11 protein-coding genes are annotated in these 14,680 nt (G+C 68.0%); 8 read left to right on the top strand and 3 right to left on the bottom strand.

What is annotated here, in order from left to right:
* Nucleotides 1–115: 115 nt before the first annotated feature.
* The 3 genes from L6Q96_19430 to L6Q96_19440 form a co-directional block, all read right to left on the bottom strand.
* A complete protein-coding gene (locus L6Q96_19430) occupies nucleotides 116–1,750 on the bottom strand; it encodes a HAMP domain-containing histidine kinase (protein MCK6556726.1) in 1,635 nt (544 codons plus the stop codon).
* 152 nt (nucleotides 1,751–1,902) lie between these two features.
* Entirely contained in the window at nucleotides 1,903–3,321 is a 1,419-nt protein-coding gene (locus L6Q96_19435; protein MCK6556727.1) for a transglycosylase SLT domain-containing protein, read from the bottom strand.
* Nucleotides 3,322–3,578: 257 nt separating this feature from the next.
* Entirely contained in the window at nucleotides 3,579–5,108 is a 1,530-nt protein-coding gene (locus L6Q96_19440; protein ID MCK6556728.1) for a HAMP domain-containing histidine kinase, read from the bottom strand.
* A gap of 188 nt (nucleotides 5,109–5,296) precedes the next feature.
* On the opposite strand from L6Q96_19440, the gene htpX reads away from it, so the two are divergent.
* The 8 genes from htpX to mutM all read left to right on the top strand — a co-directional run bounded on the left by htpX (nucleotide 5,297) and on the right by mutM (nucleotide 14,186).
* Entirely contained in the window at nucleotides 5,297–6,148 is an 852-nt protein-coding gene (gene htpX, locus L6Q96_19445) for a zinc metalloprotease HtpX (protein MCK6556729.1), read from the top strand.
* Between the two features lie 34 nt (nucleotides 6,149–6,182).
* On the top strand, nucleotides 6,183–6,584 hold the full coding sequence (locus L6Q96_19450; protein ID MCK6556730.1) for a DUF1844 domain-containing protein: 402 nt from the start codon (nucleotides 6,183–6,185) through the stop codon (nucleotides 6,582–6,584).
* 252 nt (nucleotides 6,585–6,836) lie between these two features.
* On the top strand, nucleotides 6,837–8,423 hold the full coding sequence (locus L6Q96_19455) for a DegQ family serine endoprotease (protein MCK6556731.1): 1,587 nt from the start codon (nucleotides 6,837–6,839) through the stop codon (nucleotides 8,421–8,423).
* 73 nt (nucleotides 8,424–8,496) lie between these two features.
* Entirely contained in the window at nucleotides 8,497–10,791 is a 2,295-nt protein-coding gene (locus L6Q96_19460; GenBank protein ID MCK6556732.1) for a PBP1A family penicillin-binding protein, read from the top strand.
* Nucleotides 10,784–11,464, top strand: coding sequence for a tetratricopeptide repeat protein (locus L6Q96_19465; protein ID MCK6556733.1), 681 nt, complete (start codon nucleotides 10,784–10,786; stop codon nucleotides 11,462–11,464). The genes L6Q96_19460 and L6Q96_19465 overlap by 8 nt, the downstream gene beginning before the upstream one ends.
* Nucleotides 11,465–11,488: 24 nt before the next feature.
* Nucleotides 11,489–12,493 (top strand): tRNA (adenosine(37)-N6)-threonylcarbamoyltransferase complex transferase subunit TsaD, encoded by a 1,005-nt coding sequence (gene tsaD / locus L6Q96_19470; protein MCK6556734.1) that lies wholly within the window; start codon nucleotides 11,489–11,491, stop codon nucleotides 12,491–12,493.
* Nucleotides 12,490–13,377 carry a 16S rRNA (adenine(1518)-N(6)/adenine(1519)-N(6))-dimethyltransferase RsmA gene (rsmA, locus tag L6Q96_19475; GenBank protein MCK6556735.1) on the top strand — a complete coding sequence of 296 codons (888 nt, stop codon included), beginning with the start codon at nucleotides 12,490–12,492 and terminating at the stop codon, nucleotides 13,375–13,377. Before tsaD ends, rsmA begins: the two co-directional genes overlap by 4 nt.
* Nucleotides 13,377–14,186: a bifunctional DNA-formamidopyrimidine glycosylase/DNA-(apurinic or apyrimidinic site) lyase gene (mutM, locus tag L6Q96_19480; protein MCK6556736.1), complete on the top strand. Its 810-nt coding sequence runs from the start codon at nucleotides 13,377–13,379 to the stop codon at nucleotides 14,184–14,186. The genes rsmA and mutM overlap by 1 nt, the downstream gene beginning before the upstream one ends.
* Nucleotides 14,187–14,680: the final 494 nt, after the last annotated feature.

The raw sequence follows: 14,680 nt of genomic DNA on the forward strand, positions 1-14,680 counted from the left end.
GAATTCAGGTTACGTACCATCGGCACCGGTCCCTGTAAAGTTCGCGAACCCGGCACCGCGCATCGCGCCGCTACAGGGCCGAACTGGGAGTGCGATCTTCGATCGGGCAGCCCGGTTACAGGCGAGGCGTGGCGTAGGCCGACAGGCGTACCGAACTGAACCGTGAGCGCGCCTCGACGCGGGTCGGGATGACAACGGGAGCGGTGCCGATCGGCAGCCGCACCCGAAACGTCGAGCCGCGTTCCACGTCGCTCTCGACGCGCACTTCCCCGCCAAGGATGGTGGTCAGCTCGCGCACGAGCGCAAGGCCGAGCCCGAGGCCGTCGGCGCGCCGCGTCAGCGAGCCGTCGAGTTGGCGAAAGGCTTCGAAAATCAGCTCGAAGTCGCTCGATCGGATGCCGATTCCGGAATCCTCGACGCCGATCTCGATCGTGTCGGGAGCGAGGCGCCGCGCGCGCAGGCCGATCGTCCCACGGTCCGTGAACTTCGCGGCGTTGCTCAACAGACCGTTAACGATCTGCCGAACCTTGCGTCCGTCGGTCCGCAGTACCGGAACGTCGGGGTCGACACGCCACGCGAACCGCACCGGTTTGGACTCGAGACGGGCAAGGACGTCCGGCTCCAAAGCTGCGAACAAACTCGCCAGATCGACGTCTTCGGTCTCCGTCATGCGGCTGCCCCCGGCGCGCAACTCGGCAAACAGCAGCATCTCCTCCAACAAGTTCTGCAGGCGCAGCGAATTGAATCGCATGCGGCCCAGGCTGTCGGACAGGACAGGGTCAGCCTCCGGCCCGACGACGGTTTCGAGCAACTCCACGTAGCCGAGGATGGCGTGCAGCGGCGTGCGCAACTCGTGCGACATGGTCGAGAGGAACTCGTGCTTCATGCGTCCCGCGTCGTGGGCCTGTTCGGCGGCAAACAGACCGTTGGCGGCAACCAACGCCGCCACATCGCAGAAGTGTTTTTCGTCCGCGCTCAACCCCCGGTCGTCGGCAGGCGTCACCCGTAGGCCGCCGAAGGTTCTTCCGCGAACGACCAGCGGCGCCCAGTGCATAGTACCCGTCGGCCCCGCCGGCAGACTCGATACGACTTCGCAGGCCAGGCGCGGGAAGGCCGCCTCGACGGCCTGCTTCACCTGGTCCGCCCATTGCCCGGGCGACCCCGGCGCGCTTACCGCATCCCCCATCGCAAGAAGAAACCGCAGGTGCTCGCTTTCTCGTTCCGCCTGCTGCCGCCTGATCCGCTCCAGCTTCACCTCTTCGGTCATGTACGCGTAAAAGACCGCCACGATGAAGAAAAACGGCAGCCGTAACCACTCCGCCGATCCCACCTGCCCGTTGGCCGTCATCCACAACCACGCCCCGTAGGTCACGCTCACCGCCACCGCCCCGACGGCGATCTGGCCGATGCCGTCAACCATCGCCGTGAGCAGCATCGTGAAGAAGTAAACAATCAGAAAGTCCTGCGACAAACCGACCGTCAGGTACAGGCCGACCAGAACGCACGCCGTATCGAAAAGGAACAACCATTTGGCAAAGCCGCGATCGGAGTAGAGAGTCGCGGGGACCAGCGCGAGCAGCCCGTTGCTGAGGATCAAGCCGAGCGTGTAGGCGACACTTTCCGGGGCGGTGCCGGTCTCGGTGAACAAGACCAGATAAGAAAGCGAGACGATGACCACCGACCGCAGCAACAGAATCGTCCGCTTGCGGTCGAGCCCACGGGGCTCGAGTCTGGGCGCGTCCGGTCGCATTGCACACTGTCCGCCGCTACGTACGTCGAGCAATGCCAATGCCATAGGGCACCGGTAGCGGGGTCAACGCACCGTGGGCGGCAAGCGCCCTGACACGTGTCACGCGACCGGCGATTCCGGCGGAAACGTGACAGGATTACGGCGTTGGATCCTCAGCCGGCAGGAATTGCCAGGGTCTGCCCGGCCCGCACGGTCGAGCGTTTGCCCAGGCCGTTGCGGCGCTTGAGGGCCTCCACCGTCGTGCCGTACCGTCGGGCTATCTCGGACAACGTCTGGCCGCTGCGCACCCGATGCGTCCGCACATTGCGCGACGGCGCGGACCCGCTTGCCCGCCTGGTCTCCTCGCGTTGCCGCGCCGCCGTCGCGCGCTCCCGTCGCTCCCGTTCCGTCAACGCCGCATGGCGCCGACGAAACGCCTCGCCCCTGCCCGCCGGCAGGCGCAAGGTGTAGCCGCCGGGCACACTCGCGCGCCCGGCAACCACCGGCGCCCCGAGCGCCGGGTTGATGACGGCCAGATCGGAAGGCTCCATTTCGGCGGCCGCCGCCAGAGACGCGAAGGTCGCCGGCACGGTCAGCGTTACGGCATCGAGACGGATCGGCGGCCATTCCGCGAGATACGGGAAGTGCCGGTCAACCTCCCGCTCAACTTCGAGTGCCGCCAGGAACTCCGCATAGAAATTGCGCGAAGCGAACTTGAACGCCGGACCGTCGTACCGCTCGACGATGTCCTGCAAATCGGTCGAGCCCACCGAGTTCACCGCGCGCTGCACGCCCGCACGGCCGTGATTGTAGGCCGTAATCGCCAGCGGCCACGACCCCAGCGCCTCGTAGTCGCGGCGCAGATAAACCGCCGCCGCGGCGGTCGCCGTAAACGGGTCTCGGCGTTCGTCCAGAACGTCGTCGACGCGCATGAAACGGCTGGCCGTCGCCGGCATGAACTGCCAGATGCCCGCCGCGCCAACCTTGGAGTAGGCGTGGACATTGAAGCACGACTCGACCATCGGCAGGCGGGTCAGCTCGAGCGGCAGACCCTCGCGGGCGAAGACCCTTTCCATCGTCGGCCAGTACCGCCGCGCCGTTTCAAGGCCGGTTCCGAACCGCTCGCGCAAACCCGTCTGGGAGCGCAGTCGATCGGGTGCCGCCGCCTTGAGGAACCTGGCCGGATCGGGATCGTCCGCGAACAGGCGCGCTACGGCGCGCTCTTCGGCGGTCGCATCCGCCTGCGCACCGCCGCTCTGGTGCAGTCCGACCAGCAGCGCCCGGATACGTTCGATTTCGCTTTCCACCCGAGCTTTGCGATACGCGGCAATATCCGTATCGCTCAAGTCGCTGGCGGCCAGATCGCTGAAGTCCAGCACCACGTAAACGCGGTCCAGTTTACGCGTGTCGTGGATCGCCACCTCGTTGCGAGAATAGGTCGCGTATACCTGCTTCCAGAAATCGACTTGCGGCCGCAGCCGCGGCAGGTCGGGGATGGGAACGTCGCGTCGCGCCGCGGCTTGGCCGGCCGCCACCAGTGCGCATACCGCCGCCGCCATCAGCCAGGCTACCGATCGAACCGCCTTCGGCATTCCTGCTCCCGCTCTGCTCCTGTACCGCCTCACCATCCCACCATGGCTCCGTGCCCGCACTGCGTGCCTTCCAGGAGCCTGTCGGAGAAAGGCCCGCTGGTGCTTCGACAAGCTCAGCACGAGCGGGCTCTGCCTTGATTTCACAGCATTTTCCGCTCGCCCTGAGCCCGTCGAAGGGCGAGGGGCCGCTTTCTCCGACAGGCTCCTGGAACGAAGGTAGCAGACGCTTTCCGAGGCGGTCAACGTGGAATCGCGCACTATACCGCAACGCCCGTCGGTTGCGCCGCGCGCTGTGCGTCCGGCCCCGCCACAGGAACGTAAAGCGTGAACGTCGCGCCCGCCCCCGGCGCGGCCTCGACCGTAATCGTCCCGCCGTGCCGCCGCGCAATGCCGTACGACACGCTCAAGCCTAGCCCCGTCCCACGGCCAACCGGCTTGGTCGTGAAAAACGGCTCGAACACCCGAGCCCGCGTCGCGTCCGGCATGCCGGGACCGTCGTCGCGAACCGCCACCGCCACGCGCGTCCGTTCGCCGTCCGCGGCCGGCACCAGCCGAGTCGAAATCCAGACGTTGCCCGGTCCATCGCCGATGGCGTCAGCGGCATTCACCAGCAGATTCATGAAGACCTGATTGATCTGGTCGGGCCGGCAGGCCACGAGCGGAATCGTACCGTAGGCGCGGTGGACGGTGATGTGCCCCACCCATCGGTGCGCCAGCAGCGCCACGGTGCTGTCCAATCCCCGGTGCAGGTCAGCCGCCCGCAGCGCGGTGCGTTCGTCGCTGCGGGCAAACGCCCGCAGGTCGCCGACAATCCGCGCCGCTCGCCGCGCCCCCTCCCGGCAATCGTCGAGCACACCGCCGAGCTCCGCTACCGTCTCGGCGACGCGCCACTCGGCCCGCACCGCCGCCAGCGCGGCCCGACTCGCCGGATCGGCAGCGGCCGCCTCGTCCGCCATCAGGGCACCGTGCAGACGCCCGACCGCCTCCCGCAGATGGGCGATGTTGGCGACCACAAAGGCGAGCGGGTTGTTGAGTTCGTGCGCCACGCCCGCAACGAGTTGGCCGATACTGCGCATCTTCTCCGACTGCACGAGCTGCGCTTCGGTACGGGCCAATTGAGCGTACGAATCCCGCAACGCCGAGTGCGCCACGGTCAGCGACGCCAGAGCCGCCGCCAGCGAGCGGTTCTTCGCGGCCAGATCCTCTTCGCTACGCCGCAACCGCGCCGCGACGTACCCACCGAGATAGACCAGCAGCCCGAGACAGTAGAGTAGATAGGCGCCCCACACGGCCTCGTACCCCGGGGCGCGAAACGGCACCCCGCCGAGCGCCAATGCACCGCTCCAGTCGCTGCCTGCACCGCTCGCCAGCAAAGCCGCGCCAACACCCCAGATCGACATCCCGAAAGCGGCGCTCGCCGCCGCCGGCCAGGTCCCGACCAGCATCGCCGTGGCCAGGACCTGGACCACGTACATGGTGACGAACGGGCTGCGGGTCCCGCCCGTGGCCAGCACCACCGTCGTGATCAACACCTGATCGAGCGGCACCGCCACGGCGGTCACCACCCCGACTCCCCACCCGCGCCGCACACTCCAGCCGTTCAGCCCGTTCATCAAGGCGCCGATCAGCGCGACCACAACGCACAGCCGCAACGGCACCGCCGCCCCCACCGCCCCCGCCCCCACCGCCAGCCCAAGGCACCCGCCAATGACTAACCAACGAACCCGCACTGCCCAGCGCAGACGTTCTCTGTCCGACAACATCTGCCGTACCGTGGCGCGCCACATCCCCGCCTCCTCGTCTCGATCCCTCCACCCCGCGCGCAGGCAAAGCCTCACGCCCCGCGCTTTCTTGACAAGAAAATAGGTGCATACTACGTTCCACGCGATCCAGTTCCCAAGATGCCTCGCCGTAAGCGCCGTCCTCGTTGAAGTAACTGCGGAGAACGTACGTCGAAGCCGCAGGAGCTCACCCGATGACAAACGCCATCAAGACCACCGTTCTTCTGGTCCTGCTCACCGTCCTCATCGTGTGGATCGGCGGGCTGGTTGGCGGCCGTCAGGGCATGATGATCGCATTCCTCTTTGCCGTCGCGATGAACTTCGGCAGCTACTGGTTCTCGGACAAGATCGTCCTCGCCGCGTACCGCGCTCGAGAAGTCAGTGAGCGCGACGCCCCCGAGTTGTATCGAATCGTACACAACCTGAGTACGCGCGCCGGCATGCCAATGCCGCGGCTTTACGTAATCCCCGGCGACGCAGCCAACGCGTTTGCCACCGGACGCAACCAGCAGCACGCCGCCGTCGCCGTGACCGAGGGCATCACGCGCCTGATGAGCCGGGACGAACTCGAGGGTGTCCTTGCCCACGAGATCAGCCATGTGCGCAACCGCGACATCCTGATCAGTTCGGTCGCCGCCACCCTTGCCGGCGTCGTCATGATGCTGGCGAACATGGCGCAGTGGGGAGCCATATTCGGAGGCGCGTCGCGCGACGACCGCGAAGGTGGTGGCGGCGGCGGACTCGGCCTGATCGTGGTGGCATTGCTCGCCCCGCTGGCCGCAACCCTGATCCAACTGGCAATCTCCCGCTCGCGCGAATACCAGGCCGACGCCAGCGGCGCCGCCCTGCTGAACAACGGCGAACCCCTGGCACGGGCACTCGAGAAGCTCGGTGCCGCCTCACAACGCGTGCCGCTCAACGCCAGTCCGCAAACCGCTCACATGTTCATCGTAAACCCGCTTGCCGGTCGCTCGATGGCCGGCCTCTTCATGACCCATCCACCGCTCGAAGAGCGCATCGCGCGACTGCGCAGCATGCGGTTCTGACCGCCGCGAACGCACCGCGCACCCGTACATCGCCATGAGCGAAGACCCGAACCCCCAGCGTAGCTTCAAAGTGGATGACCGCCGCCGTTTTTCCGAAACCGGCGAGCCGCGCACGGATGCACCACCGCCGCCCCCGGACGAAACCCGCACCGCCCCGCCCGAAGCGCCGCCGGCAGCCGACCAACCCGCGGAGCTGACGTTCCTTACTTTCGTACTCGGTCTGAGTACCGAGGCACTCGCATACCTGGGCGAAATGCCGCACCCGTTAACGCGGCAGGTGCAGACGGACCTGCGCGCCGCCAAGCATTTCATCGACATTCTCGGGCTGTTGCAGGACAAGACCCGGGGTAACCTCGATCGTGGAGAGGCGGACTTGCTCGAGCGGGTGCTCTACGACCTCCGTATCAAGTACGTGGAGCGCGTGCGCACCAGGTGACACTTCTCCGCAAATGGGACTGCCGAAGCGGGCGCACACGGCCTGCGGCAGGCTCCGGGCGAGGGCGAGGAATCCAGTGAACGCAAACCGATATCTGCGGCCACGCTTGTCTGAGGCGGGCTCGACCGTGTCTCGACGGCCAGGGCCACAGGCCGGCGGCGGCCGCAGTGCCTGCAGATCGCGCCGTCCGGCACAGCAGCGTTTTCCATCACTTGCTCTCACGAGCACGAGCCAGTCAGAACAGGAGGTCTCATGAGTGCGCCATCGCGCACGCGTCTCGCCGTATATCTGCTGAGTGCATTTACCGCCGGGATTGTCGCCACGGCGGCGGTCGAGTGGACCCCGCGCGCTCACGGCATCAGCTTCTGGGGGGAGGAGACCGCCACGCCTCGACCCGAACCCACGCCGGATGCGCCTTCGGCAGAGGCGGGCGGCGGTGCCGGCGTTGTAGCGGCCAGCAACCTGCCGGATTTCGTCGCCCTGGCGGACCGCATGAGCCCTGCCGTGGTCAACATATCGAGCACGGCCCAGAGCGAGGGCCCATCGATGGAGCCGGGAGGTCCCGGTGGGCCCGGCGGGCCCGGTGGGCCTGGTGGACCGGGCGGGCCCGGCGGACCGGGACCGTTCGGTCGCGGCGACCCGCACGAGTTCTGGGAGCCGTTCGAACGCTTCTTCGGCCCGATGCCGCGCCGTCCATTCAAACAGCGCAGTCTCGGCTCCGGTTTCATCATCAGCAAGGACGGCATGATCCTCACCAACAACCATGTCGTCGAGAACGCCGACGAAATCCTCGTGCGGCTCTCCGACAACAAGGAAACTAAGGCCAAGGTCGTCGGGCGCGACCCCAAGACGGACATTGCCGTCATCAAGATCGAGAACGGCGCCGATCTCACACCGGTCACCATGGGCAACTCGGATTCGCTCAAGGTAGGCGAGTGGGTGATGGCCATCGGCAATCCGTTCGGCCTCGAGCACAGCGTCACCGCAGGCATCGTCAGCGCCAAGGGCCGCATCATCGGACAGGGCAGCTACGATCAGTTCATTCAGACCGACGCTGCCATCAACCCGGGCAACTCCGGCGGGCCGCTCATCAACCTGCGCGGTGAAGTCGTCGGCATCAACACGGCGATCTTCAGCCGCAGCGGCGGCAACATCGGAATCGGCTTCGCTATCCCGATCAACCTCGCCAAGGAACTCCTCCCGCAGCTCGAGGAACACGGTAAGGTCACCCGCGGCTGGCTCGGCGTGCTAATCCAGAAGGTGACTCCCGAGATCGCCGAATCGCTCGGCCTTTCCGAAGCCCGCGGCGCCCTCGTTGCCGACGTCGTCGACGACGGTCCGGCCAAGGAGGCGGGATTGAAGGTCGGAGACGTCATCACCGAATACGACGGCCATGCCATCAAGGACTCTACCGAACTGCCCCTGCTGGTGGCGCGCACACCGATCGGCCGCAGTGCCACGCTGAAGGTCATCCGCAACAAGGAGCCCATCGAGGTCAAGGTGACCATCGGCGAACTCAAGGACGAAGAGGTGGCGGCGCAGGGGAAGGAAGAGGGTTTCGGCCTGACCGTGCAGCCGCTCACGCCGGACATCGCCGAGAGCCTCGGTTTGCCGGCCGAAACCAGGGGCGTGGTGGTTGCCGCCGTCGAACCCGGCAGCAGCGCCGACGACGCCGGACTGCGGCGCGGCGACGTGATCCTCGAGGTCAACCGCGAACCGGTCAAGAACCTCGGCGACTATCGCAAAGCCATCAAGGGCGCCCAGAAAGGCAAGAGCGTCTTGCTGCTCGTCCGTCGGGGCGACAACACCATCTTTCTGGCGCTCAAACCATCGAACTGAGCCGATCCCGGTCATCCCGGGGGCCGCATACGCGCCGCCCCCGGGATGACCGGGCACCGCTCGCGGCACCGCCATGATCCGCCGCTTCCTGCTGGCCGCCGCCCTTGCCGCCGGCGGCCTTCTTGCCATCGGCGGTATCGGCTTCTGGACCTTTGCCCGCGACTGGGACGCGCGGGTTACCGAGCTGTTCCGCACGCATCGCTGGGACTTCCCGTCGAAGATCTATTCCGACGCCACCCTCGTCTACCCGGGACTGGACATCGAAGCGGGTGGCGTCCTCACGCGGCTCCAGGCCGTCGGGTACCACCCCGTGACGGGACCGATCGAACGTCCGGGCGATTACCACCTGCCCGCGCAACGAACCCACCTCGACATCTACCTGCGACGGCAACCCGGAGATGCGGCGGCCGCCGCCGGACCCATGCCGGTTCGGCTGACCCTGGCAGGCAACACCGTCGTGCACATGCGCGACCTGCACTCCGACCGGGATCTCTTCACGCTCGAAGTGGAGCCGGCGCTCGTCAGCGGGCTGTTTCGCGACGTCTGGGAAGAACGCCACGTAGTCACGCTCGACGCCGTCCCGCCCCTGCTCCTGCGCGCCATCGTCGCGGTGGAGGATCAGCGCTTCTTCAGCCACCCGGGCGTCGACCCGATCGGCATCGCGCGCGCCCTGGTCGTCAACCTCCGCAGCGGCAGCACCGTCCAGGGCGGCAGCACTCTCACGCAACAACTCATAAAGAACTTCTTCCTTTCGGAAGAACGCACGCTGCAGCGCAAGGCGCGCGAGGCCGCGATGGCGCTGATCGTCGAGCGGCGGTTCTCGAAGCAACAGATCCTCGAGGGGTATATCAACGAGATCTATCTCGGACAGAACGGCAGCCGCGGCATCTACGGCGTCTGGGAGGCAAGCCGGGTCTACTTCGCCAAGGAACCTCGCGACCTGTCGCTCGCGGAAGTCGCCCTGCTCGCCGGCCTGATTCGGGCCCCGAATCGCTACTCCCCCCTTAACAACCCGGAACGCGCCCGGGCTCGCCGGGACGCGGTCCTAGAAACCATGCTCGTCGCGGGGGACATCACGCCCGCGGACTCTGCTGCCGCACGGGCGGAACCAATCCGCACCGTGCCTTCGCCGCAGCGGACCGACGGCGCTCCTTACTTCGTCGATTTCGTCCGTCGCGAGCTCTCCGCGCTCTACCCCGCCGACATCCTCAACCGCGAAGGACTCGAGGTCTTCACCCGGCTCGACCTGCACCTCCAGCGGATCGCCGAAGAGAGCGTGCGCGCCGGACTTGCGGACCTCGAACGCCGCCACCCGCGCCTGCGCGCCGCCGAGCCGCGCGACCGGTTGCAGGCCTGCCTTATCGCCCTCGAACCGCAGACCGGCGCCGTAAAAGCCATGGTCGGAGGGCGCGACTACGGAACCACCCAGTTCAATCGCTGCACGCAGGCGCTGCGTCAGCCCGGCTCGGTTTTCAAACCCATCGTATACGTCGCCGCCCTCGACAACGCCCGTCAACACGACATCCCACTCCTGCCCACCACCCGCATCGAGGACGAGCCATTCGCCTGGCCCTTCGATCATCAAGTGTGGACCCCGGCCAACTACGGAAACCAGTACCGCGGTACGGTGACCGTCCGGACGGCCCTGACTCTGTCGCTCAATGCGGCCACGGCGCGACTCGCCCACGACGTCGGTCTCGAAGCGATCGTCGAGACGGCGCGACGCTTCGGCATCGCCTCCCCGTTGCAGCCTTACCCCTCACTGGTCCTCGGCGCCGCCGAGGTGTCCCCGCTCGAAATCGCCCAGGCGTACACCGCCCTGGCCGCCGGCGGCCTGCGCGCCACGCCGTTGTCCGTGGCTCGCGTCACGGATCGCGACGGCATTGCCATCGAACGCGTTCCGGTGGAGGTCGAGCGGGTCACATCGGCCGAGACCGCGTTCCTGGTCGAGCACCTGTTGCGGGGCGTCGTCGACACCGGCACCGGGGCCGGCGTCCGGCGCCGCGGTTTCACCCGCCCGGCCGCCGGCAAGACCGGCACCACCAACGACTACAGCGATGCATGGTTCGTCGGCTTCACGCCCGAACTACTTGCCGTGGTCTGGGTCGGATTCGACCAGCGGCGCCCATTAAACCTCGCCGGCGCGGATGCCGCCCTGCCGATCTGGACCGATTTCATGCAGCGAGCCCTGGCGGGCCGACCGGTGCAGCCGTTCCTGCCGCCGCCCGGCATCGCCATCGTTCGCATCGATCCCGTCTCCGGCCTTGCCGCGACGACAGCGTGCCCCGAGGTCATCGACGAGGCCTTCTACCGCGGGCAGGAACCCTCCGATCCCTGCCCGCTCCATCCCGTGCACGGCGATGCGTAGACACCGACTGTCCTCCCTGCTCGTCTTGCTCGCCCTGGTCGCGTGCTCGGCGTCCCGCAACCGCGGTCCGCGCCCGGCGTCGGGCGGACGCGCCGAACGCACGCTCACGGTCACGCGCGATCGGCCGCTGGTCCCGGTCGGCCGAATCGACGAGGCACCCCTCGACGCCACACCGGCGCCAGCCGCCACGGCCCCACCGGCGAGCGAACCCGCAGCCGCCGCCTTCACGTCCATGGAGCCCGAGCCCCTGGTACATCGGATTGACGCCTCGACGCCGCCCAACGTCGCGGCGGCACTGCAACTAATCGAGCAGGGACGACGCCTGCAGGAGCGCGGCGGCCGCAACCAGGCGCGCGAGCAATTCGAGCGCGCCGTGGCGATTGACCCGACCAATGCCTACGGTTACTTCTTTCTCGCTCGCGTACACTTCTTCAACCGCAACTATGACCAGGCCATTGCCTTCGCCAGCCGCGCCGTGGCGCTCGGCACGCGCCTCGATCCCGCCTGGCTCGGAAGGGTCTACGCCCTGCAGGGGGCGGTGTTCGAAGAGGCCGGCCGCTACCCGGACGCCCGTGACGCCTACCGCCGCGCGGTCGCGACCGACCCCAACAATCTGGCCGCCCAGGTGGGCCTCGCACGCATCGCCGGAGACGGTGGCGCCGCCGCACCCTGAGGCGTGATCGACGCGGCAAGCCACATGCGCATCCTCGGCATCGAAAGCTCGTGCGACGACACCGCCGCCGCCGTGCTCGAAGACGGCGTCGTACGCTCCAGCGTCGTCGCCTCTCAGGACAGCGTGCACCATCCCTACGGCGGCGTGGTCCCGGAACTGGCCTCGCGTTCCCACATGCGCAATGCGATCCCGGTCATCGAAACCGCTCTCGAGCGCGCCCAGGTGACCCTCGACAACATCGACGGCATCTGCGCCACCTGCGGTCCGGGTCTGGTCGGATCCCTGCTGGTCGGCCTCTCGACCGCCAAGGCCATCGCCTTCGCCCGCCGCCTGCCGTTCGTCGGCGTGAACCACCTCGAAGGTCACCTGCTCTCCCCGCGCCTGGCCGAGGACACCCCCCTGCCGTACCTCGCTCTCCTGGTGTCGGGAGGCCACACCAGCCTGTACCATGCCATCGATATCGGCCGGTACCGCTTCCTCGGCGCCACGCGCGACGACGCCGCCGGCGAGGCGTTCGACAAGGTCGCCAAGGTTCTCGGCCTCGGTTATCCGGGCGGCCGCGTTATCGACGAGCTGGCGCGTAGCGGCGATCCGAAGGCGGTGCGCTTCGCCCGCGCCCGGCTCAAGCCGCAACGCGACGGCAGCCCGTTCGCCTTCAGCTTCAGCGGACTCAAGACCGCCGTGTGGCAGTATGTGCGCGACCACCCCGTCGACAGCGATGCCGCCCGGGCCGACGTTGCGGCCAGCTTCCAGGAAGCCGTTGTGGACATGCTGCTCGGCACCACGCTCGCCGCCGCCGACACGGTGCGCTGTTCGCACCTGATCATTGCCGGCGGCGTTTCCGCCAACTCCCGCCTGCGGGCACGCGCGCAGGCCGCCGCTGCCGAGCATGGCCTCAAGGTCACCATTCCTCCCCTGCGCTACTGCACGGACAACGCCGCCATGATCGCGCTCGCCGGCGGCTATCGGCTGGCCCGGGGCGATAACGATCCGCTGTCGGTCAACGCCGCCGCGGACCTCGAGCTGTGAGCGCCACCGCCCGGGCTCGTGCGGCTCGCGGGCCGCAGCGCACCACCGACAACCGCAGCACGCCGGCCGCCGCCGTGCGCGGCGAGTTGGCGCGTCTCGGCAGACCCGCCCGCAAGGCCCTCGGACAACACTTCCTGATCGACGCGGCCGCTGCCGGCCGCATCGTCGCCCTCGCCGGCATTGCGCCGGCGGGCGAACGCGTCGTCGAGATCGGCCCGGGACTGGGCGCGCTGACGGCCCGGCTGGCGGCAACCGCCGGTTCGCTGTGGCTGGTCGAGATCGATTCCGACCTGGCGGAGCGCCTGCGCACAACCTACGCGGGCGAGCCGAAAGTGCACGTCGTCCAGGCCGACATCCTCGAGGTCGATTTAGCGTCCTTGCTGGGCCTGGGCCCGCGTGCGGTCGTGGTCGCCAACCTGCCGTACAACATCGCGACCGCGGTTCTCATGAAGCTCCTCGCACAACCGGCCTGTTTCCGGCGGCTCGTCGTGATGATTCAGCGCGAGGTCGCCGAACGCCTGCGGGCCGCGCCGGGATCGAAGACCTACGGCGCGCTGTCGGTGTTCACGCAGGCCGCAGCCGAGGTGAGGCGCGGATTCCGCGTCGGCCCGGACGCCTTCGTGCCGCGGCCGAAAGTCGACTCCGAGGTGGTCTGCATCGAACCCTACGCGACGCCACCGGTGCCGATCGCCGATCCCGGCCGGTTTCGGCAGGTCGTCCTCGCGGCCTTCAATCAGCGCCGCAAGCAGCTCGGCAACAGCCTCGCCGGCGTGCTCTCGGAGGCACCCGCCGCACTTCGCGACCTCGGCATCGATCCGGCGCGGCGCGCGGAAACCCTGAGCCTGGCCGAGTTCGCCGCCGTGGCCGCCGCGGCCCGCCACTGATGCCAGAACTGCCGGAAGTCGAGACCGTTCGCCGCACGCTGCAGCCGGTTGTCGGGCGCCGCATCGTCTCCGTCGAGGTCCGGGAACGGCGTCTGCGCCGGCCGATCGCGCCGGATTTCTCCGCCGCCCTGAGCGGCCGCACGATCGAAGCGGTGCAGCGGCGCGCCAAGTACCTGCTGTTTCGGTTGTCCGCCAACCGGGTGTTGCTCGCCCATCTGGGGATGAGCGGCTCCCTGATCATGCGCCCGGCGGGAACGGTACGGCGCGACCACGACCATGTCGTCCTGGGTCTGTCGGGCGGCATCGAACTCGCCTTCAACGATCCGCGGCGCTTCGGTCTGTTACGCGTCGCAACCCCGGACGATCTCCCCGAGATCGACGCCCTCGGACCCGATCCGGTCGCCGAGCCTCTGTCGCTGCCCGCCCTGACGGCCTTGACCCGGAAGCGCAGGACAACGGTGAAGAATCTCTTGCTTGACCAACGGACCCTCGGCGGCATCGGCAACATCTACGCCAACGAGATTCTGTTCCGCGCCGGGATCCGCCCCGGTCGCGCCGCCGCTCGCCTCACCCGGGCCGACCTTGCGCGCCTGCTCGACGCAACCACCCGGGTCCTGCGCGAGGCGATCGAGCTGGGCGGCACCTCGATCTCCGACTACCGCGACGGCCGGGGCAAGGCGGGTTATTTCCAACTCCGGTTGCAAGTGTACGACCGCGCCGCCGATCCCTGCCCTCGCTGCGAGATGCCCATCAAGCGCACCGTCCACGCCGGACGCAGCAGCTACTACTGCCCCCGCTGCCAGCGGTGAGCACAAGCAGCGCTTAACGCCGCGGCCTCAGTCGCTCAAGCACTTCAGTCGCTACACCCACCGCGTGGCCATCGCCAACCGCCGCCTCCTCTGCGTCGGCGACGGCGTGGTGCGCTTTGCCTACCGCGCCTCCGCCGACCACGATCGGCGCGAGGCGATGCCCCCCCCGGCCACCGAGTTCCTGCCCCGTCCTGCTGCATGTACTGCCGCGCGGCTTCATGCGCATCCGCCACTACGGCCTCACCGCCGACCGCCATCGCCAGCGCAAACTCCAGCGCGTCCGCAGCTTATCGGCTATCCGTCAGGCTCTTCAGTTAACGGGCTTTCCAGATAATCGCGACCCGACTTTTTCGGATCGCGCGATCGTGGGTAGCCAGGGGAATGCGATGGGCCCTGATCCGGCGCTAAGCGGAGAAGACCCAGTAGCCCAAAGGGGTTCGGAAAACCCGCCGGGTGGACGCGGAAGGCCTTGACAGATGCGATTGGGCAAGCGA

The sequence above is a fragment of the Candidatus Binatia bacterium genome (assembly GCA_023150935.1).
In the GTDB taxonomy this organism is placed as follows: domain Bacteria; phylum Desulfobacterota; class Binatia; order HRBIN30; family HRBIN30; genus JAKLJW01.

What these genes read in the sequence shown, in the direction of transcription:
- L6Q96_19430 (MCK6556726.1), bottom strand. Translation starts at nt 1,750, where the DNA reads ATGCGACCGGACGCGCCCAGACTCGAGCCCCGTGGGCTCGACCGCAAG.
- L6Q96_19435 (MCK6556727.1), bottom strand. Translation starts at nt 3,321, where the DNA reads ATGCCGAAGGCGGTTCGATCGGTAGCCTGGCTGATGGCGGCGGCGGTA.
- L6Q96_19440 (MCK6556728.1), bottom strand. Translation starts at nt 5,108, where the DNA reads ATGTGGCGCGCCACGGTACGGCAGATGTTGTCGGACAGAGAACGTCTG.
- htpX (MCK6556729.1), top strand. Translation starts at nt 5,297, where the DNA reads ATGACAAACGCCATCAAGACCACCGTTCTTCTGGTCCTGCTCACCGTC.
- L6Q96_19450 (MCK6556730.1), top strand. Translation starts at nt 6,183, where the DNA reads ATGAGCGAAGACCCGAACCCCCAGCGTAGCTTCAAAGTGGATGACCGC.
- L6Q96_19455 (MCK6556731.1), top strand. Translation starts at nt 6,837, where the DNA reads ATGAGTGCGCCATCGCGCACGCGTCTCGCCGTATATCTGCTGAGTGCA.
- L6Q96_19460 (MCK6556732.1), top strand. Translation starts at nt 8,497, where the DNA reads ATGATCCGCCGCTTCCTGCTGGCCGCCGCCCTTGCCGCCGGCGGCCTT.
- L6Q96_19465 (MCK6556733.1), top strand. Translation starts at nt 10,784, where the DNA reads ATGCGTAGACACCGACTGTCCTCCCTGCTCGTCTTGCTCGCCCTGGTC.
- tsaD (MCK6556734.1), top strand. Translation starts at nt 11,489, where the DNA reads ATGCGCATCCTCGGCATCGAAAGCTCGTGCGACGACACCGCCGCCGCC.
- mutM (MCK6556736.1), top strand. Translation starts at nt 13,377, where the DNA reads ATGCCAGAACTGCCGGAAGTCGAGACCGTTCGCCGCACGCTGCAGCCG.